This window comes from bacterium (assembly GCA_023150945.1).
Taxonomy (GTDB): Bacteria; Zhuqueibacterota; Zhuqueibacteria; order Zhuqueibacterales; family Zhuqueibacteraceae; genus Coneutiohabitans.
This window is the reverse complement of record JAKLJX010000008.1, coordinates 56,962-78,372: the sequence shown is the minus strand read 5'-3', so window position 1 is coordinate 78,372 and position 21,411 is coordinate 56,962. Positions and strand designations below refer to the sequence as shown.

At 57.7% G+C, this 21,411-nt stretch carries 10 protein-coding genes; all 10 read right to left on the bottom strand.

Features of this window, described 5'->3' with window-relative positions:
* Positions 1-127: 127 nt before the first annotated feature.
* Complete coding sequence (locus tag L6R21_12630; protein ID MCK6560032.1) at positions 128-4,645, bottom strand: right-handed parallel beta-helix repeat-containing protein; 4,518 nt, start codon at positions 4,643-4,645, stop codon at positions 128-130.
* 58 nt (positions 4,646-4,703) lie between these two features.
* Entirely contained in the window at positions 4,704-6,671 is a 1,968-nt protein-coding gene (locus L6R21_12625; GenBank protein MCK6560031.1) for a right-handed parallel beta-helix repeat-containing protein, read from the bottom strand.
* A 74-nt stretch (positions 6,672-6,745) separates the two neighbouring features.
* Positions 6,746-7,819 (bottom strand): SGNH/GDSL hydrolase family protein, encoded by a 1,074-nt coding sequence (locus tag L6R21_12620; GenBank protein ID MCK6560030.1) that lies wholly within the window; start codon positions 7,817-7,819, stop codon positions 6,746-6,748.
* Positions 7,820-7,828: 9 nt separating this feature from the next.
* Complete coding sequence (locus L6R21_12615) at positions 7,829-9,274, bottom strand: MBOAT family protein (protein MCK6560029.1); 1,446 nt, start codon at positions 9,272-9,274, stop codon at positions 7,829-7,831.
* Positions 9,275-9,842: 568 nt separating this feature from the next.
* Positions 9,843-10,682, bottom strand: a complete 840-nt coding sequence (locus L6R21_12610) for a transporter (GenBank protein MCK6560028.1) — start codon at positions 10,680-10,682, stop codon at positions 9,843-9,845.
* A gap of 51 nt (positions 10,683-10,733) precedes the next feature.
* Positions 10,734-11,987 carry a beta-ketoacyl-[acyl-carrier-protein] synthase family protein gene (locus tag L6R21_12605; protein ID MCK6560027.1) on the bottom strand — a complete coding sequence of 418 codons (1,254 nt, stop codon included), beginning with the start codon at positions 11,985-11,987 and terminating at the stop codon, positions 10,734-10,736.
* A gap of 5 nt (positions 11,988-11,992) precedes the next feature.
* The gene (locus L6R21_12600) at positions 11,993-13,894 is read right to left on the bottom strand and encodes a hypothetical protein (protein MCK6560026.1); all 1,902 of its coding nucleotides are present in this window, start codon (positions 13,892-13,894) and stop codon (positions 11,993-11,995) included.
* Positions 13,895-13,924: 30 nt separating this feature from the next.
* Positions 13,925-15,817: a hypothetical protein gene (locus tag L6R21_12595; protein MCK6560025.1), complete on the bottom strand. Its 1,893-nt coding sequence runs from the start codon at positions 15,815-15,817 to the stop codon at positions 13,925-13,927.
* 159 nt (positions 15,818-15,976) lie between these two features.
* Positions 15,977-16,663: a hypothetical protein gene (locus L6R21_12590; GenBank protein ID MCK6560024.1), complete on the bottom strand. Its 687-nt coding sequence runs from the start codon at positions 16,661-16,663 to the stop codon at positions 15,977-15,979.
* A 465-nt stretch (positions 16,664-17,128) separates the two neighbouring features.
* A complete protein-coding gene (locus L6R21_12585; protein ID MCK6560023.1) occupies positions 17,129-21,340 on the bottom strand; it encodes a T9SS type A sorting domain-containing protein in 4,212 nt (1,403 codons plus the stop codon).
* Positions 21,341-21,411 lie beyond the last annotated feature (71 nt).

The following is a 21,411-nucleotide window of genomic DNA, read 5'->3' as shown; positions in this document are numbered from 1 at the left end:
GTTTGTTGACACGGCTATGGAATTCTGCGCCGCGTCTGCTCAAACTCTTGCCCGCTTGGGCAAACCCCACCCAGCGGGCAAGAGCAAGAATGGCAGCGGCAGTGTGGACATCAGGACCGGCGAACGGTCAGCGCACCAGCAACATCTGCTTGGTCCGTACGAAATCGCCGGCGTGAATGCGATACAGATACATGCCGCTGGCGACGTGTTCGCCATTTTTGTTGGTGCCGTTCCACCGCACTTGGTGGCTGCCGGCAGTGAGGATTCCCGCGACCAGCGTCTTCACCAATGCGCCGCGCATGTCGAAAATCTGCAACGTCACCTGTTCAGAACTCGGAAGGCTGAATTGAATGGTCGTGCTCGGGTTGAAGGGATTGGGATAGTTCTGCGCCAGCTCATAGCCTTTCACCACGCCGGATTGTTCCGTTGCTTGCGGCGTTTGGGGCTCGGCGGCACTGGCCTTGGGCGGCGCGCCTGCGGCAGTGTGATACAAGAACGTGGCGTTGTCTCCGATGATGATTTCCCGGGCTGTGATCGAGCCTTTGAAGAAGACATTCTTGCCGAGGGTGACGCGCTTGACGGGAGCAACCAGCGCGCCCAGGATGATCACGTTGTCCTCCAGCATGACGGCGCCCTTGCTGTTGAACGTGACCAGGCTGCTGCCATCGTCGCCGTCCGGCGAAATGGTCATTTCCGCGGAATTTCTGAAATTCAGGGCCGCCGCGACATTGATCTTCACCGGCCCGTTCGTCACATCAATCGCCAGCACGGCGCGATCCTTCACTTCGAAATTCTTGAAGAAATACTCGCCAGTTCGCAAGAACAAGGTGGCGTCGTTGTCCACCCGCGTATCGCCATAGTAACCCGGCGCCAGGCTCAGGCTCTGGTGTTTGGCGACCGCTATCTTCTCGGTACCCGCGGAGAAGGAAAGTGTGGGCAGCGTCACCCATGCCACCGCCATGTTGCCGTTCGCCGCACCGGTGATGGTGACGTTGTTTTCGGTCACCAGCGCGCCGCCCGCCCTGACATTGCCTTGAATCGTGTTGTTCCTCTTGATCGTCGTCTTTCCCACCGATGTCAGATTGCCGGTGTGCGTGCTGGGATTGCCGGCGTCGAAGAGCAGTTCATTGTTGGAGTGAACGTTGCCATTCGACGGCTTCTGCCCCTTGACCTGAATTTTGTTGTCGGCGAGCAGAACATAGGCGCTGGCGGGCGGCGTACGCCCGTTGCCGGTCACCGCCACCACCAGGGGATTTTCATCCGGATCGTTGCTGGTCAAATTCAAATTCGCGCTCTTGGCGCCTGCCGAGGCCGGCGTGAAGCGCAACACGAGGTTGTGGGTCGCCGCCGGTGCCAGCGTGAACGGTGCGCCGCCGCTCGCGATCGTGAATTCGCCGGCATGGCTGCCGGTCAGGCTGGTGGCCGTGACCTGCAACGCAGCACTACCGGCATTGCTCACCACCAGCGTCTGCGAGGCATTGGAGCCGATCGTCACTTCGCCCAGGTTCATGGCCGCCGGGTTCACGGCGATATCCGGCGTTGACACCACCGGCAGTGCGCTTTCATAAGCGCCCACCTCGGGATTGGTCGCCGCCGGTTGCGGCCGCGCGCCGCGGTCAAGATCGTCTCCCACGCCCACATTCACACCCATCGCAATCGCCGGACTGCTGCTTTGCAGATGCAAATCTTCCGCGCCGGCGACGGTGCTCACAAACAACGGATCGCTGCCGGTTTTGCTGTTCATGCCGAAGGCCGTGACCGCCGGTTGCGCGGCCGTTTCCGTCACGGTGCCGGTGTTGAAAATGAGGTTGTGATCTTCACCCGGCAGAGGCGAAAGGGGCGCGGCCAGCGCGGCGTGGGCGCCGTCGCCGTAGAAGATGTTGTTCTTGATGATCATGTCGACGGAGGTGAGTTTGGTGCGGATGGTTTCAAAGCCGGTTTGGTAGAACGAATTGTGGCGCACGGTAATGTTGCTGCAGCCGGTATCGACGTAAAGCCCCTGCTGCGCGCTCTTCATCACCACGTTGTTCTCGATCACGACATTGGTGGCGCCGATCAGCCGCAGGCTCTCTTCGCCGCTCGTGCCGTTCATGACATTGCGGCGAATGGTGAAATCGGTGATGGTGTTGCCCGTTTGCAGATGCAGGCGGAGATGGCGCATGTTGTTTTGAAACGTGTTGTCCTGAATGGTCACCCCGTGGTAGGAAGCCTGCAGAAATTCCAGCGCGTCACTGGTGGCGAGCAGCGCGATGTTCTTGAACGTGCACTTTTCCACCAGCGCCGTGGTCAGCGTCGCGCTGAACTTGATGCCGCGCTGGCCGCCGGCGAAGGTGCAGTTGCGCACCGTCACATCGTTGGCATCGAACACCTGCCAGTTGTCGGCCTGCGCCAGGGATTGATCGGAGGCCAGGCCGTCGATGATCAAATGGTCGCAGTTCACCACGGACAAGGATACCGTGCCGGCGGCCGCCGGTTTGATCGTGGGGGAATGGCCGGGCGCAGCCTGAATCGTCAGATAGTCCAGATTCTGCACCAGGACCGCCGTCGCGACGCCGGCCGGGTTGGTCAAGCCGGCCGTGCCATACGTGCCGTTCTTCACATAAATCAGCGAACGGGCGGAGGCATTGCCGCTTTTCGACTGTTCGAGAGCAAACTGCAGCGAGGCATAAGCCGTGGTTTCGCGGTTGCCGTCATTGCTGTCGCTGCCGTTGAGTTGATCGACCCACTTCGTGGTGGCATGGCTCAACACCCCCGCCAGCGTCGCATACCACTTGTTCGCCAGTTTTTGATCGCCGCTATCGTTGGGATGCACGCCGTCATACATATCCTGATTCACGCTGAATCCCGTCCACTGATCGACGACGAGGACCGGTGAGATCGGCGTGTTTTTCGAGGCCGCCAGCGCCGGCATGCGCTGGTTGAGGTCAACGATGTCCGTGGCATTGTAGATGGAAGGAATGATCTGCGCGAGCAGGACTTTGCTGGTGGGATTCACCGCGCGCAGCGTGTCGATGATCTGGCCCAGCTCGGTGATGGTGCTGCTGTTGCTCTGGTATTGAAACACGTCGTTGCTGCCCAGATGGATCAACACGACGTCCGGCCGGTAGGTTCTGGCCCAGCCGCCAACGGAGGCCAGAGTTTCATCGGTGCGCCAGCCGGAATGGCCTTCGTGATCCATGTCGAAATCCGCATGCGGCGGCGGTCCGCCTTTGTTGACATTCTGGCTGCCGACGAAATCGACGTTGAACCCGCCGTCGCGCAGCAGGAACCACAACGGCCGGCGATAGCTGTCGTGATCGGTATACATCTGTGTGATGGAATCGCCCAGCGGCATGATTTTGATGGCCCCGTTTGCGCTGCCATTGTCCGGCGTGGCGCGGGAGTTTTCATATGCGCCCAAATCCGGATTGGAGGCGGCCGGCTGGGGCCGGCCGGCATTGCCGTAATCGCTGGCGACGCCCAAATCGAGGCCGGCGCCGAGAGCCGGACTGCCGCTCTGCAGATGCAGGTCTTCGCTGCCTGCAATCGTGCTCACGAACAGCGGATTGACGCCGCTTTGGGTGTGTGCGCCCCAAACCGTGACCGCGGGCTGTGCCGTCGTTTCCGTCATGGTTCCGGCGTTGAAAATGAGATTGTAATCTTCGCCGGGCAGGGGCGCGAGCGCCGCGGCCAGCGCCGCATGCGTGCCGTTGCAGTAGAAGATGTTGTTCTTGATGACCATGTCGGCTGAGGTGAGTTTGGTGCGGATGGTTTCAAAGCCGGTTTGGTAAAACGAATTGTGCCGCACCGTGATGTTGCTGCAGCCCGCATCGAGGTAAAGGCCCTGCTGGGCGCTGTGCATCACCACGTTGTTCTCGATGACCACGTCCGCGGCGCCGATCAAGCGCAGGCTCTCTTCGCCGCTCGTGCCGTTCATCAGATTGCGGCGAATGGTGAAATTGCCGATGGTGTTGCCGGTTTGTTCGTGCAGGCGAATATGGCGTTTGTTGTTCAAAAACGTGTTGTCCTGAATGGTGACGTTGCTGTAGGAGGCTCGTAGAAATTCCAGCGCATCGCTGGTTTCGAGCAGTGCGATGTTCTGGAAGGTGCTTTTTTCCACGATCACGTTGTTCAGCGTCGTGCTGAAGTTGAGGCCGCGCTGCCCGCCGGTGAAGCTGCAGTTGCGCACGGTCAGATCATGGGCGTCGAACACCTGCCAGTTGTCGGCTTGCGCCACGGTCTGATCGGAAGCGAGGCCGTCAATGATGAGATGCTGGCAATTGACGGCCGACACAGAGACCATGCCCGCGGTCGCCGGTTGAATCAGCGGCGCGTGATTCGGCGCCGCTTGAATGGTCAAATAATCCAGATTCTGAATCAAGACGGCGGTGCTGGTGCCGCCGGGATTTACCAGTCCCGCCGCGGCATAGGTGCCGTTCTTCACATAGACGTGCGAACGGGTGGCGGCAGTCCCGCTTTGAGAATTGTTGAGGGCCGTCTGCAGGCTGGCATAGGCCGTCGCTTCGGTGTTGCCGTTGTTGCTGTCGCTGCCGTTGATTTGATCGACCCACTTGGTCGTTTGTGCTGCGGCCGTTTCAGCGCCGCCGGCTGCCAACGCGAGCGCCAACACGGCAGTCAGCGCGAAAGGCATACGTCGTGTTTTCATGGGATATCCTCCTGACGGGATGAAAACAGTGATTGAATGATACAGAAGAATGCCGGCGCTAGCGCACCAGCAGCATCTGCCTGGTTTGTGAAAAACGGCCGGCGGTAAGCCGGTAGCAATACATGCCGCTGGCCAGCGGCTGGCCGTGGACATTTCTGCCGTGCCACCGGAGCTCATGGCGGCCGGCAGTGAACCTCCCCGCCACCAGCGTCGTGACCAACGCTCCCCGTGCATCGAAAACCTGCAGCGTAACTTGTGCGGTGGTGGGCAGGGTAAAGCGAATCGTGGTGTGGGAATTCTCCGGCTCGGAAACCAGCGAGGCCGGCCCGCAGCCAAAGGGATTGGGATAGTTTTGTTCCAACACAAAGCCGGCTGGCACTTGTTTGCTGTCGTTGTGCTCGACCGCTACGGCCAGGCCGGGCAGGCCGCCTACGCCGGACAAGCGCACCAGAAACGGGCTATGGTCCGGATCATCGCAATGCAGTTCGAGGGTGACACTCTTCGCGCCGAGTGATTTGGGCGTGAAGCCGATCGCCAGCTCACGTGACGCTCCGGGCGCCAGCGTGAACGGCGCCTTGCCGCTCAGAAGCGCAAACTCCGCGGCATTGTCGCCGACCAGCACGCTTCGCCTGACCTGCAAATCGCGGTTGCCGAGGTTGCTCACGACGATGGTCTGCGCGCGGGTCGCGCCGATTTTCAATTCGCCGAAATGGTGCGCGCCCGGGGTCACAGCGATGATGGGAATGGCGGGATGCGGCAGCGGGCTTTCATAGGCGCCCACGTCCGGCCGCGTCGAACGGGGCAGCGGCCGGGGGAATCGTTCGATATCTTCGCCGACTCCCAAGTCAACACCCATTGCCAGCGCCGGACTGTTGTCCTGCAAATAGAGGTTTTCTTCGCCGCGAATCGTGCAGACAAAGAGCGGATCGCTGCCGATTCTGCTGTTGGCACCGAAGGCCGTGACGGCCGGCTGCATGGCGGATTCGGTGGCGCTGCCGGTGTGGTAAATCAGATTGTAGTCTGCGCCCGGCAGGGAGGAAACCGGCGCTGCCAGCGCCGCGTAGGTGCCGTTGCCGTAGAGAATGTTGTTCTTGATCACAATGTCCGCCGCCGCGGTCGCGGTGCGAATCGCCTCGAATCGATTCCGGTAGAAGGTATTGTGGCGTACCGTGATGTTGCGACAGCCGGCATCGATGAACAAGCCCTGCTGCGCGGCATAGATCACGATGTTGTTTTCGAGCACCACGTTTTGGGCACCGATCAGGCGCACGCCCTCTTCGCCGGGCGTCCCGATCATGAAATTGCGCCGGATGACGAAGTCAGCGATGGTCTGGCCGGCCTGCGCCTGCAAGCGAATGTGGCGGGTGTTGTCATGAAAGAGATTGTCCTGAATCCTGACGCCGGAGCACGCGGCCTCCAGGAATTCCAGCGCATCACCGGTGTCGAGCGCCGTGATGTTGTTGAACAGGTTTTGCTCCAGCGTGGCCGTGCGCAACGCCGTGCAGAACTTGATGCCGCGCTGGCCGCCCTCGAAGACGCAGTGGCGCACCGTCAGATCCCGGACATTGAACATCTGCCAGTGATCGGACTGCGCCCCGGTTTGCACCGAGATCAGGCCGGCGATGGTAAGATGCCTGCAATTTACCGCCGACAGGGAAACCACACCGTCGGTGCGCGGCTTCAGCATGGGATAATGCCCGGCCACGGCTTGAATCGTCACGTAGTCCAGGTTTCGAATCAGAATCGCGGTGCGCGCGCCGTTTGGGTTCGTCAAACCGGCCGCGCCGTGGACACCGCCCTTCACATGGATGAGCGAACGCGCCGCGGCCGTGCCGCTCACGGAATGATCGAGCGCGAATTGCAGCGAGGCGTACGCCGTCGCCTCGCTGTTGCCGTCGTTGCTGTCGTTGCCATTCGTTTGATCAACCCATTTCGTCGTTTGGGCTGCGGCGATCGGTGCGTCACCGAGCATGCCGGCGCCCGCCAGAACCAACGCCAGCAGCATGATTTGATGCGACTTTTTCATGTACGGTCTCTGCCTGTGAAAAATACCTGTCAACAACCTCTCGTCCGCGGCAATCTCATTGCGGGATCTGCCGCTCACTGCAGGGCACTGCCCGCGCTCCGCCACGCTTCGGCGCGGTAGCCGGCCGGACTTATCTGCGCCGCATATTCGCGCTGCAGCGTGGGCGCGAGCGAGGCGTAGACTTGCCGGGCCATGAGGTAGTGGCCCTTGTCGTTGGCATGGCCGTCATAGCGGGACAATGCCAGCTCGTTTGAATTCATGCCGCGAAACGGCTGCACGCCGCTGATGTACGGAACAGCGTATGTCGCAAAAAACGCCGCCAGCTTGCGATCCACCATCTCATAAGGCGCGTAGTTGTCCAGCATGTTCAGCTCCGGAACCGAATAAACAATCAGAGCAATGCCCCTTTGCCGGCAGTCCGCAATCATATCGCGCAGATGCCTTTGCGCCTTGATCCAGCCGGGATAGTCCTCGCGGTGTGATTTATAGATGAGATGATGAAAAACGCTGCCCGGCACGATCACGCCATGCAGTTTCAATTCCAGATTCAGCCCCGACATGATGAATTCCAGCAGGCTGGAGTGATATAGCTGATCGCGCACGCGCTGAAACAGCGGCATATTGTCGGTGGGGCGCTCCGCAAACACTTTGCTCGTTTGTTCATGGGGGTTCAGGTTGGAATTGCTGATGGCCTCGGGCACGTCCTGGTTGCCGTAGACATCTTCGTAGTTGTTCCCCAGGATGACGACGTGCGGCTTGAATTGGTCGACGTATTCGAAGTACGTCAACCGGTTCATCAGCGTGTTGTAGCCGCCCCGGCTGAGGTCGAGCACCAGCACATTGTCGTGGCGCAAGCGGTTGTCCTGGGCCAGCATGCCCTTGAGCTGCTGGGAAAAGATCTTGTCGAATTCCACGCCCGGGCCATAGAATTTCGAATCGCCCAAAACCATGATGCGCAAATCGTTCGCCGAGATGGTGAGCCGGCCGTGTTCGACGGCCTCGAGCTCAACGCTGCGTCTGGCGTCGTTGGAGATTTCAACGAACTGGCTGCCGTGGAAGAACAGGAACTGCTTGTCCAGCCGGACCACGGCCTCGCCGCTCGCGAAAAAAATCGCGAAAATGAGCACAAACTGTCTGAATGTCTTCATCGCCGGCAACTAGAATTGAAAGTAAATGAACTGTTGATTGTTGAATGCGCCCCAGACCAGGATCACCCAGAACAACACCGAGGCAAAGGCCACGCGGGCATAGCGATTGCCGAGCCGGGCGCCCACTGCGCTTTGAAAGCGCTCATAAAGACTCATGCCGGTGATCAGCACCAGCATCAGCAACAAGGCGCGCGTCTCGATCAGGCTGACCGCCGGCACCAGCTCGAACCGGAACACGCTGGCCACCGCCGGCGCGATTTTGGTGATGATCAAATAGGCATCGGCGAGATGGTTGGCGCGGAAAAAGATCCAGGCAAACAGCACCAAGTGAAACGTCAGCAGCATGCGCGTGACGCGCACGACACCGGCAAGCCGGTCGAGACGCGCGGCCTGCCACAGCCAGCGGCGGGCATTGTCGGTCCATATCGAAAAAACCAGATAGAAACCGTGCAGCGCACCCCACACCACGAAGGTCCAGTTGGCGCCGTGCCACAAGCCGCTGACGAGAAAGACGATGAAAAGATTGCAGAGCCAGCGCCACTTGGCGACGCGATTGCCGCCCAGCGGAATGTAGAGGTAGTCTTTGAACCAGGTCGACAGGGAGATGTGCCATCTTTGCCAAAATTCGGCAATCGATTGGGACAGGTACGGCCGCCGGAAATTCTCCATCAGCTCGAACCCCATCACTTTGGCGGCGCCGATGGCGATGTCGGAATAACCGGAAAAGTCACAATAGATTTGAAAGGCGAAGAAATAGGTGGCAACCAGCAAGTCGGCGCCGCTGGCACCGGCGGGATTGTTGTAGGCCTGGTTCACATAGACCGCCAGGCGGTCGGCAATCACGATTTTCTTGAAGAAACCCCACAGCATGAGCTTCAAGCCGTCGAGTATGCGCTGGCGATCAATGCCGTGCACTCGGTAGAACTGCGGTAACAGGTTGGTGGAGCGCTCGATCGGGCCGGCAACGAGTTGGGGAAAGAAAGTCACATACAGCGCAAACATGCCCAGATGCTTTTCCGGGGCGAGGCGGCCGCGGTAAACGTCGATGGAATAGCTCAGGGTTTGGAAGGTGTAGAAGGAAATGCCCACGGGCAGCAACAGCTCGAACATCGGGACATTGTAGAAGAGGTTGAATTGATCGAACACCGCCCGTGCCGAGGCATTGAGGAAATTGAAATATTTGAACAGAAACAGAATGCCGAGGTTCGAACTCAAGCTCACGCCCAAATAGAATTTTCGCTTGCGCGCGCTCGTCGCTTTTCCCATTTGCAGGCCGGTGTAATAATCGATCACGGTGGAGAACATCAACAGCAGGGCGTACTCCGGCTTCCAGCACATGTAGAAATAGTAGCTGGCGCCGAGCAGGAGCATCCAGCGCAGCCGGTGCGGCAGCAGGAAATAAGCCGCCACCACCAGGGGGAAAAAAATCAGAAATTGCCATGAATTGAAGAGCATGTTGGCTCCCTCACATTAAAACAGGCAAAAGAAACGCATAACCATCTGACCGTTTTCATATGTTTTCCCGCGGTGCGGGGTCGTTTTGCGCTGCTTTAAGGCAAGGCCAATGCCAGCAGCAATCCGGCACGTTGCGCTGGCGAGTAAACTGATTCTGCGTAATGGCTTACCGGAGAGGAGGCGCCGCGCGCTTTGAAAAATCGCGCAAAAGGAGGCATTGCAGAGCGTAATGTTTTGAACACAAGCCGGCTCCGCCCGGCCAGCTTGCCGGCACAAAACGTTGCAGTCGTTGCGGCAAAAAGGGCGGGCGCGATGCTCTGGGCAGGTCAAGGTGATCAAGCGCGCGCGTCACACGGGACGCGGGCTGGGGGATGACTGGAAGGAAGTTCGAGCGGGATTGTGTGCAGGATTCTCAGCCAGTATTACCGCGAAATCCAAAACCAATTCGCCCCACCTCATCTCACATTCCACCCGATTGGGCAGCGGAAAGAAGAGCGTAACCGATTGCTGCCGTTCGCCAACCGGCCACCCGCTCTGGCGGCCGGGTGGCCGGTTGGTTGGTGGCAGATCACTGCAGCACGATTCCGAGATGCAAGCCAAACACTGCATCGAGCATCTCGGTCACATCCTCGTCCAGCGGAATCCGGACTTGCAGGCCGGGGCGCACACTTCCCAAAGTCACGGTGGCGGCCAGGCCCAGTTGATGCACCGTCCGTTCGCGGGCATCGAGATCTTCTTCACTCAGTAACGCACGCCCGGAGAAGCCGCCAAGAAGATCGAATCGTTTTGACTCATATCCTACTTGTGCGCTGTAGTTCAAGAAGAGTTCCGTGCCATCCTCGTAGCGATCTTTGTCCGTGTTGATCCAAAACACCGGTCCACCCCGCAGCCGCAGGACGAAGCCGGTCGGCGCTTGATAGCGATAGTTCATGAGCGCGCTCAGCGGAAGAAATTTCGGCGCAAACGCGTCATAGCGCTCGGTGATCTCGGTGATAAGGCCTACGAAGGTGGCGGTTTTGTCCTCCTCGGCCACGGGCACGCGCAGGCCCACTTCCGCAATGAAACTGGCGTTTTGGTTGTAGATTTCGAATCCGGCATAGGGATTGCCAAGGGTGTTGTCGGATTCGTCCCCGCTAAATCTGGAGTCCCAGCCGGCATGCGCAAAAGGCAGCTCTGCCACGAGCATGGCTCGGTCTCCAATCGGCTGGCGCAGCGCGAGAAAGAGTACTGAAGTCGCGAAGGTGCTGTTGTCCTCACCGTCAAAATCCGGTTTGAGAATCTCGAGAGTGAGCGTTCTGTCCTGGCGCCAATTCAGCCACAGCGATTGCGCCTGGGTGGCAGCGGGCAGCGACGCCAGCAGGAATGCCGCCACCAGCGCGCATGAGGTTACAGACAGCGAATGTCGCATCGTCAACCTCCGTTGTGTGTTGAAAACAGTTGCAATAGCGATTCATCCAATTCAATCGGAAATGACTCCGTGCCAGTTACGCAGGACTATTGCGCTATTCTTGCCGCCGAAGCTCGCGTTTTTCACCAGCGCCAGATCAACCGGCTGTTGCCGCGCGCGCTGCGGCACATAATCCAGATCACATTCGGGATCAGGTGTGGTGAGATTGATGGTTGGCGGAACGAAGCCGTGCTGCATGGCCAGCAGCGTTGCCACGGCCTCGACGGCGGCACAGGCGCCCAGGGTATGCCCCAGCATGGATTTGATCGCAGTAATGGGAATTTTGCCGGCCTGCTCTCCGCAAGCCTGCTTGATCGCGCGCGTTTCCAAACGATCATTCAAGGGCGTTGAAGTGCCATGCGCCGCGAGGCAGCCGATTTGATTTGGCTGCAGCGCTGCTTGTGAAAGCGCCAGGCGCAGCGCGCGGGCTTGCTCTCCGGCATCGGGCGCCGGTGCAACCAGACTGTAGGCCTCACTGGTGAATGCCACGGCCAAGACTTCCCCGTAGATCTTGGCGTCACGGCGGCGGGCCGATTCGAGCCGCTCCAGAATCAGCGCCGCACCGCCTTCGCCCAGCACCGCGCCATCTCTGCTCGCATCAAAAGGCCGGCACGCGGTTTCCGGTGCATCAATGCGCGTCGAGAGCATGCCGGCGCGGCAAAAGAGCGCCATGACGGGAAAACTGAGTGGCGCCTCGCCGCCACCAACCACGGCCGCGTCGATTTCATGCAAACGAAGCTGGTGCACGCCCGCGGCCACGGCACAGGCGGAAGACACGCTGCCGTTGGAGAAGGCCATCACCGGGCCGTGGAGATGATGCAAGAGCGAAAGCATGCTGCCGCCCGCGCCCGTCATCGCCGCGCTCAGCAGATGCGGGTTCACTGCCCGCGCGCCTTTAGCCAACAGGACTTCATGCTCGGCCAGCGTCCGCGACAATCCCCCCAAAGAAGTCCCCTCAAAAATGCCGAGGCGTGACAAATCAACCTTGCCGTTGAGCAAGTTGCCGTCGGTGAGCGCCATTTGACCGGCAGCCACGAACAGTTGCGCCGAGCGGTCCAGGCGTTTGATCTCCCGGCTGCCAAGGAAATCCTGCGGGGCAAAGGAGGTCGCGGCCGCGCCAAACCGACAAGGCAGGTCAGAGGAGGAGAGCGCGTCGATTGGCCCGACGCAGGAGCGGCCCTCTTGCAGAACATGCAGCAGCGCTGCGAGGCCCACGCCCGCGGCAGAGACGGCTCCCATGCCGGTGATGACAATCCGTGGAAACATTCGCTTTACTCCACCTTGGTCGGCAATTCGGCGAGGTGCTGATTGAGCAGGCGCAACGTGTATTGCCCATACGCGCCCGGCTCAGTCATCAACTGCGCCACCAGCTCGCGCTGCGGCTCGCCTGCGGCGGTCACATGAATTTCATAATAGCCTGAGCTTTTGAGCAGAATCGACCGCTGATATCCGGGTCGCGCTGGCGGTGCGGCAAACACAAGTTCGGCCCAATCATCTACGGCGGGCATCACGTAGTAGCGGGCGTCGTTGTTCGTCAGAATTTCGCGCTGATCTTGCCCCAACTGATCGCGCGCTTGCTGCGGCAGCAACTCGGTGACGATGAGCTCGGCCTCGGGGGAATAGTCGATCGCAACGCTGTTGATCATCCAAAAACCGGCGGTGGATTCCAGCTTCACTTGCAGAGTCCCGCCGGGAATGTTGCTGAGATCGAGCCAGAGCACTTGATCTTTCGGTACACTCGGGCCGACTTCCCAGAAGAAACCGGCCTCTTGCCAGTTCTGGCCATTCCACACCTGCACCCGCAGCATGCCCTCTCGCACCATGGCTTGGAACAGCGCGGCACGCGCCTCCGGCGAGCTGTTCATGAGCGCATACCAATCCGGCAATTCGCGGCCGTGCAACGCCAAAAGCTGGCCTTGCAGATAGGAAGCCCAGAGTGTGTTTTGCAGGTTGCAGCAGAGCTTGGCGGAGTTCGTTTCAGCGGGACGAGGGAACTCCAGCAACAGGCCGTCTCGTGCTTGTGACTTGTCTTCGGGATCTCGACCGAAGGGATTGCTCACCCAAACGTGATCGTTTTTGTCTGTAATCAGATTCTGTACTTCATCTCCACGATAGCTCGTTGCCTTATTAGGCGGTTGCGGCGCGGTGAGGGTATGAATTCTTCCAGCGAAAGATGGAACGACGCGGGTGTCGCGCGGATGGTCAACCACGAGCAATCGGAGTTCGTCAACAAACTGCGTCTCCGGCAATTCATTAGTGATTTTGATGCGGTAGCCGCCGTTCACTTCAGTCAAATGGTCGAGATTGTCGAGATCGGTACGTTGTGCTGCACGAAAGATAGCGCCGCCAAAGGTTTCGGAATCGCGCACGTATTGCTTACCATCGAAACTGTAAACAAAGGGGCAGGATTGGTTGTCGGTACCGCTGGAGTTACAGTCATCGCTATCGAAAAGAGGCTGAGACATTACATACACCAGTACCGCTGCATCAATGGCGGCGCCCAACAGAAAACCGACAAGTACGCCCTCTTTCTTGCCCGCCAGTTGGTGAACTTGCTGAACCTGATTGGTCGGAATCAGTTTCTGCTCGCTCTTCGCCAATATGGCCAGGCTGGATCGCACCGGTATCGTGCCGTCGTTGATCAGCCTCCTGACAGTCTCACCCGTGATCTCATTGCCCCTGTGGCCGCTCATGCGGATCAACTCGCTGAGTGGCCACGCAACGATTCTTGCTTTTCCAGCCACGTTTTGACCGATCCGCACAGAATCGCGCACGAATGCAGCCAGTTGGCCGGTCACTGTCACTTCAGACTCTTGCGGCTTGCGCGCGGCGAAGGTCATGACGAGAGTATCTGTCGGGTTGGGAAGGTACATCCCTTCCGGCAGTTGCGCCTTTGCCTCGTTATGCAGGGTGACATACTGGTTAAACGGCATTGGCTTGATGCCTTTGAACTTGCCGTTCATCGTGCGGCCATCTCTGAGCAGAACTTCCACCTTGGCACCGACTTTCAGGGTGTCCACTTTCCAGCCCGGAACTGTCATTGCTTTGGGTTGACGCGCGTCGCTTGTCGCACCAATAATCAAACCGATGATGCTACAACTGCACAACACCATGGCGGGCAACAAGGACAATGCCACCCACCTTTTCAGCAATCGCGGTTTCGCCAGACTCATGGTTGCCTCCTGAGCACCGAAACATGTCATTCATTGCATCTTGGCCAGAAGATTGTCGTGATACTGTTGCAACAAGCGCAACGTGAATTGTCCATACGCGCCCGGCTCAGTCATCAACTGCGCCACCAGCTCGCGCTGCGGCTCGCCTGCGGCGGTCACATGAATTTCATAATAGCCTGAGCTTTTGAGCAGAATCGACCGCTGATATCCGGGTCGCGCTGGCGGTGCGGAAAACACAAGTTCGGCCCAATCATCTACGGCGGGCATCACGTAGTAGCGGGCGTCGTTGTTCGTCAGAATTTCGCGCTGATCCTGGCCCAACTGATCGCGCGCTTGCTGCGGCAGCAACTCGGTGACGATGAGCTCGGCCTCGGGGGAATAGTCGATCGCAACGCTGTTGATCATCCAAAAACCGGCGGTGGATTCGAGCTTCACCTGAAGTGTGTCGCCGGGAATGTTGCTGAGATCGAGCCAGAGCACTTGATCTTTCGGTACACTCGGGCCGACTTCCCAGAAGAAACCGGCCTCTTGCCAGTTCTGGCCATTCCACACCTGCACCCGCAGCATGCCTTCTCGCACCATGGCTTGGAACAGCGCGGCACGCGCCTCCGGCGAGCTGTTCATGAGCGCATACCAATCCGGCAATTCGCGGCCGTGCAACGCCAAAAGCTGGCCTTGCAGATAGGAAGCCCAGAGGGTGTTTTGCAGGTTGCAGTACAGTTTGGCTGCGTTCACTCCTGCGGGACGAGGGAACTCCAGCAACAGGCCGTCTCGTGCTTGTGACTTGTCCTCGGGATTTCGACCAAAAGGATTGCTCACCCAAACGCGATTGTCTTTGTCCATAATCAAATTCTGTACTTCATCTCCACGATAGCTCTTTGCCATATTGGGCGGTTGCGGCGCGGTGAGGGTATGAATTCTTCCAGCGAAAGATGGAACGACGCGGGTGTCGCGCGGATGGTCAACCACGAGCAATCGGAGTTCGTCAACAAACTGCGTCTCCGGCAGTTCGTTGGTAATTTTGATGCGGTAGCCGCCGTTCACTTCAGTCAAATGGTCGAGATTGTCGAGATCGGTGCGTTGCGCGGCGCGAAAGATTGCGCCGCCAAAAGTCTCGGAGTCGAGCACGTATTGCCTACCATCGAAACTGTAAACAAAGGGGCAGGACATGCTGCCGCTCTCGCTGGTGCTGAGGCCTCCTCCATAATCCGCTGACGCCGCAGCGATGAGAACCACGGCATCGATCGCCGCGCCCACCAGAAAACCGGTAAGTGCGCCCGATTTCTTGGCGGGCAAGACGTGAATCTCTTGAACTTGATTGGCGGCAATCAACCTTTTCTCCCCACCTTCTGAAAGAGCGAGTGCGGATCGCACTGGTATTTTGCCGTGGCCGATCAGGTCTCTGACCGTCTCGCCGGTAAAATGATTACCTTTCTGATCGCTCAAGTGGAGCAATTCACTGAGACGCCACCCGACAATGCTGGATGTGCCGGTCCGGTCTTGGACAACCCGAATGGTACCAAGCTCTATTCGCGACAACTGTCCGGTCACCGTTGTTTCAGGTGTTTCCGGCACGTGCGTGGCAAACGTCATGATGATGGTGTCTCCCCGTCCCGGGAAGTGAATCCCTTCAGGTAGACGCGCGAGCGCCTCGGAATAGATTGCGTCGTACTGATTGAGCGGCATAAGCTCGATGCCGGTGTACTTGCCGGTGACGCTGCTGCCCTCCCACAACAAAGCTTCTATTCGCGACCCCGCTTTGAGAGTTTCCACTTGCCAGCCAGGAATGGTCACAGCCGAGGAGCGACGGGAATCGCTGATCGCGCCGATCGACAAGCCAATAATGCTGCAGCCGCACAGTGCGACAGCAAGCAGAAGGCACAATGGCCTCCAGCTCGGGCACTGCCGTTTTTCGGTAATCATGGTGGCCTCCATACGATCGCGAGAACTTCATTTGCTGCCTGACAGCAGGTGTGGGGTGGCACGAAGAGCGGCCGAGCTACAGCGGGGAATCGTAAGCGAATTCCCCTCGGTCGGTACTGTTCACCAGCAGCAGGAGACCTGCTGCTCAAACCATGACCCTCAGATTCCTCCAAAGCTCAAGGACGAAATCGCCAAGATGACCATCGCGTCAAGGCACGCCCCGACAACAAGGCCGATAAAGGCGCCATTCCTGGGGGGAGCAGACTGCCGGATTTGCTGAATCTGATTGGCCGCCACCATTCTCTGCCCGCCCTGCTCGACGAGGGTCAGGCCCGAACGCACCGGAATCTTGCCCTGGTCGATCAGATCTCTAATCATCTCGCCGCTGAGTTCGTGTCCTTTTGGGTCGCGCAGGCGGAGCAATTCGCTGAGGCGCCTGGCTTTCGTGGTTACCGCGCCATGTTCGTTCGTGGTGAATCGGATCAGGTCAACATCGAATTCCGACAACTGCCCAGCCACGATCATTTCCGGTGCTTGCGGGATGATAGAGGCAAATGACATGGTCAGTGTATCTCCCAGATTCGGAAGACTAAGCTCAGCGGGCAGCCGTGTTTGGGCTTCGGCATGCAGGCTTGCGTATTGATAGAGCGGGAGAGGTTCCACCACAAAATGATTGCAGCTCAGTGTGGTGCCATCCTTGAACCGGATTTCAATCTTGTCGTCGGCCCGGAGGGAATCGACCTTCCAGCCGGGGACGGTCATTGCCTTGGGCCGGTGCGCATCACTCGTCAGGCCAATGGTCAAACCGATAATCGTGCAACTGGACATCGTGACGGCAGGAAGCAAGCACAGCCACCTCCAGATTCCACCTCGTCGTTTCATGAGGCTCATTGCAGGCTCCCTCCTGGCGGGAGTGTGATATTGATGTGAAAAGCCGGGGCAAGCCTGCAGCCAGGCCAGATTGGGTAGGCGGGAAAGAAACTGATGGCAGGCAACGCGAGTGCGTGACTGCCGGTGAGAGCCTGCCCAGACCTGCCACAGGCTCGGCGGTAATTTTTGCTGCTAGTTTTCGATGATTTTCCGGTGTGCTCCCCGAGGTTTGATCGTGGCCAGAAGTGACGCCAAGACGCCGTCACAGGCCAGTGAAAATCCAATAGCAAGCGCCATGCCGCCTGCATAGAAGCTTGCACGCAGCTTTCTCAAAACGTTATCGGCAACGTGACTGCCAATCAGCCGGCCCTTTTTGGCGAATCTGGGAAAGGCGGCATGAAAATTCCTACTTATGAGAACAAATTCAGCCAGCGAACAGACTCACTGCAGCAGAATCAGCTTTCTCACCTGCGCGAACTCACCCGCCTCCAGCCGATACAAATACACGCCGCTGGCCAAGCCCTTTGCCTCCCACACGCGCTGGTGCCTGCCCGCCGGCAGTTTTTCAGCCACCAGCGTGGCGACTTCTTTGCCGAGCAAATCATAAATCTTCAGCGTGACCAAGCTCGCTTTCGGCAGGGCGAATTCGATGGTGGTGCTGGGGTTGAAAGGGTTGGGATGGTTCTGATGCAGAGCGTAGGCTTTCGGAATCTCTGCGCTCGGCTGGGATTCGACGGCAGTAGTCCAAAGCATTGACTCCCACGCGCCAATATCCGGCTTAGTGCCTGCAGGATAGGGTCGCGACCTGCCGTTGATATCTTTGCCCGGACACCAGCAAACGATACCATTGCCAAAATCGTAAACATGGGTTCCAGCGCCAATGCATTCGCTGTCGTTCGACAAGCTGTCAGCCACCAGCCGGGGATTCACATTCTTATTGCCCTCACCGCTCCAACCGCCTTCCACGTCGGAATAACGCACCGTGATAGAGCCAGCATCGACCCAAATTTGCGAGCCTCTGGCGGCGCTGTTGCCCCATAAAATGGTGTTCATCACGATTGCATAAACCTGCGGGTCGCCATCGAAAAGAATACCACCACCCCTTTCGGTAGCGCTATTGTTCGTGATGGTATTGTTGATCAATACCGGCTTCGTAATTCCGGTATATGATTGATTGTGGAGAATCCAGAAACCGCCCCCAATACGGGCGACATTACCGGAGATAATATTGTTGGTGAGAATTGGACTGGCGTTACCTATAAGCACGCCACCTCCACCGTTGATGTAGGGCCCATTCAGGACTTTATTACCACTGATGATATTGTCGCGGATAATGTAGGGTCCCTGGGATCCCATTGTGGCACCATCAATCGCAAGTCCACCTCCGTTGGCCCAATTGTTAGAGTTACAGACGTTCTGGATGACCCGGTTTTTCTCAAACACACAGGTTGCCTTCGTCATTAAATAAACAGTGTTGCCAGCACCGCCATCCAGCCCCGTAAGATTCACCCCTGTAGCCGTAGCGGTATTTCGACTGATGTCGTTATTCCGAATAACGATATGGTCACCGACCTCGCCCACGAGAAACATACCGGCCGCCATCACTGTGGTATCACCGGCAGCAGTAACATGATTCTGGGCAATTTTGTTTTTTTCAATTTTTGCCCCGGAATTTCTCACATAAATACCCCCGCCATCTTTATCGATAAAACCAGGGAAAGAAGGCCAGAGTGTAAGCGTGCCCCTGCCGCCGGTAATGGTAAAGCCGGTCAGCACCGAGTTGGTATCTTCGCCGGAAATAAAATACACCACCGAGCCGCTATCGGGATGGCTGGGCTTGCTGCCGTTGATGATGGTATTGTTGATATGGTTGGTATCGCCATCCGCCCAATAGTGGCTCGCCGCGGTGATGGCCTTGCCTTTGAAATTGATGTTCTCGTAGTAAGTGCCCTCGGCGACCAAAACCGTGTCGCCTGTGGCCGCGGCATTGATAGCCGCCTGAATGGTGGGATAATCCTTCGGGACTTCGACCAGATGCGGCTGTTTCGGAAAGGCGCGGCTGTGCTCAACGGCGCCCAGGTCCGGACGTGAGCCGGTGGGATTGGGACGTGGATTGCCGAAGAAATCCGTGGCAGGCGCCTGCAACGTGACAGCGCCAAAATTATGGCTCGTCACGCCTTTGCCGATGCACGGGCTGGTATCCGCAAGGCGGAACGAGTTGTCGGCAAATACTGGATCTGCATTGATATTCCCTTCGCCGCTCCAACCGCCTTGCACGTCGGAATAACGCACCGCAATGGAACCACCATAGACCCCAATTTGTGGGTTGGTAGGAGCATTGTTCCCCCATAAGATAGTGTTCATCACCATTACGCTTGGCTGCGGTCCGGTTACGATAATACCTCCGCACCTTAGGGTAGCGATATTGTTCGTGATGGTATTGTTGATCAAGACCGGTTTGGGAATTCCGGTATACATCGGCTCGTGGTAAACCCATATCCCGCCGCCACCACGGGCAACATTACCGGAGATGATATTGTTAATCAGGATCGGACTGGCATTTTGTATCACCACGCCACCGCCGTTGCTGCCGGGCGCATTCAGAAGCATATTACTGCTGATGATATTATCGCGGATAATATAGTGTCCCTGGTATCCGAGTCCGCCAAAAATGTAAAGCCCGCCTCCCGCAGCAATCTTGCTAGCATCGCAGACGTTGTGGCTAACCCGATTTTTCTCAAACACACAGGTTTCCTTTGTTGCCAAGGCAATAGCGCCGAAAGCAGCCCCATTCGCCCCTGTAGTCGTAGCGGTATTGTAACTGATGTCGTTATGCCGAATAACGATATGACCACCGACCCCTCCCATGACAAAGATGCCGGCAGACTCCGCAAAGGTATCAGCCACAGCCGTTACTTGATTATTAACGATCCTGTTCCATTCAATTTTTGCCCCAGCATTTTTCACGAAAATGCCCCCACCCTCTTTACTGCGGTAACCATCTTCCCAGAGTATAGGCGTGCCCCTGCCGCCGGTAATGGTAAGACCGGTCAGCACCGAGCTGGTATCTTCGCCGGAAATAAAATACACCACCGAGCCGCTATCGGGATGGCTGTGCCGGCTGCCGTTGATGATGGTGTTGTTGATGTGGTTGGTATCGCCATCAGCCCAATAGTGGCTCGCCACCGTGATGGCCTTGCCTTTGAAGCTAATGTTCTCGTAGTAGGTGCCGTCGGCAACCAAAACCGTGTCGCCTTTGGCTGCGGCATTGATGGCGGACTGAATGGTGGGATGATCGCTCGGGACTTCGACCAGATGCGGCTGTTTGGGAAAAGCGCGGCTGTGCTCAACGGCGCCCAGGTCCGGACGTGAGCCGGTGGGATTGGGACGTGGATTGCCGAAGAAATCCGTGGCAGGCGCCTGCAACGTGACAGTGCCAGAATTATGGCTGGTCACGCCTTTACCGAGGCACGGGCTGGTATCCGCAAGGCGGAACGAGTTGTCGGAAAATACCGGATCGGCATCAATATTCCCCTCACCATCCCAGCCGCCTTGCACATCAGAATAGCGCACCGTGATTGAGCCAGCACCGACCCGAATTTGCCCAGCAACGTTTCCCCATAAGATGGTGTTCATCACCATAACACTTGGCTGTGGTCCGGATACGAGAATACCTCCGCCCCTTCCCGCAGCAGTATTGTTCGTGATGGTATTGTTGATCAATATAGGCCTGGGAATTCCGGTATACATTGGCTCGTGGTAAACCCATATCCCACCACCCCCAAGAGCAACATTACCGGAGATGATATTGTTAGTCAGAATCGGACTAGCATTTTGTATCACCACGCCACCGCCTACGTTGTTGGCGGACGCATGCAGAACCATATTACTGCTGATGATATTATCGCGGACAATATAGTTTCCCTCGTATCCGAGTCCGCCAAAAATGTAAAGCCCGCCTCCCGCGGCAGTTCTGCTAGCATCGCAGACGTTGTGGCTAACTTGGTTTCTCTCAAACACACAGGTTCCCTTCACAGACAAGTTAACAGCGCCGAAAGCGACCCCATTCATTCCCGTAGTCGTAGAGGTATTGTGACTGATGTCGTTATTCCGAATAACGATATGACCACCGACCCCTCCCATGACAAAGATGCCGGCATACTCAGCAAAGGTATCAGCCACAGCCGTTACCTGATTATTAACGATCTTGTTCCATTCAATTTTTGCCCCAGCCTCTTTCACGAAAATACCTCCACCATCTTTACTGCGAGAACCATCTTCCCAGAGTGTAGACGTACCCCTGCCGCCGGTGATGGTAAAACCGGTCAGCACCGAGTTGGTATCTTCGCCGGAAATGAAATACACCACCGAGCCGCTATCGGGATGGCTATGCCGGCTGCCATTAATGATGGTCTTATTGATGTGCGTGGTATCGCCATCAGCCCAATAGCGGCTCGCCACGGTGATGGCTTTGCCTTTGAAATTGATGTTCTCGTAGTAAGTGCCGTCGGCGACCAAAACCGTGTCGCCTTTGGCTGCGGCATTGATGGCGGCCTGAATGGTGGGTTGATCTGCCGGCACGCGAATGATCTGCGCCAGGGTAGAGGTGGCAAAAAGCACTGCCACCGCGAGAGAAATTAGCATTCTCTTCATGACAGACTCCTTTTTTAGGAGAAAGTGAGAACCCAAAACACTTGAAATAAATCATCAGCCGGAGACTGTGC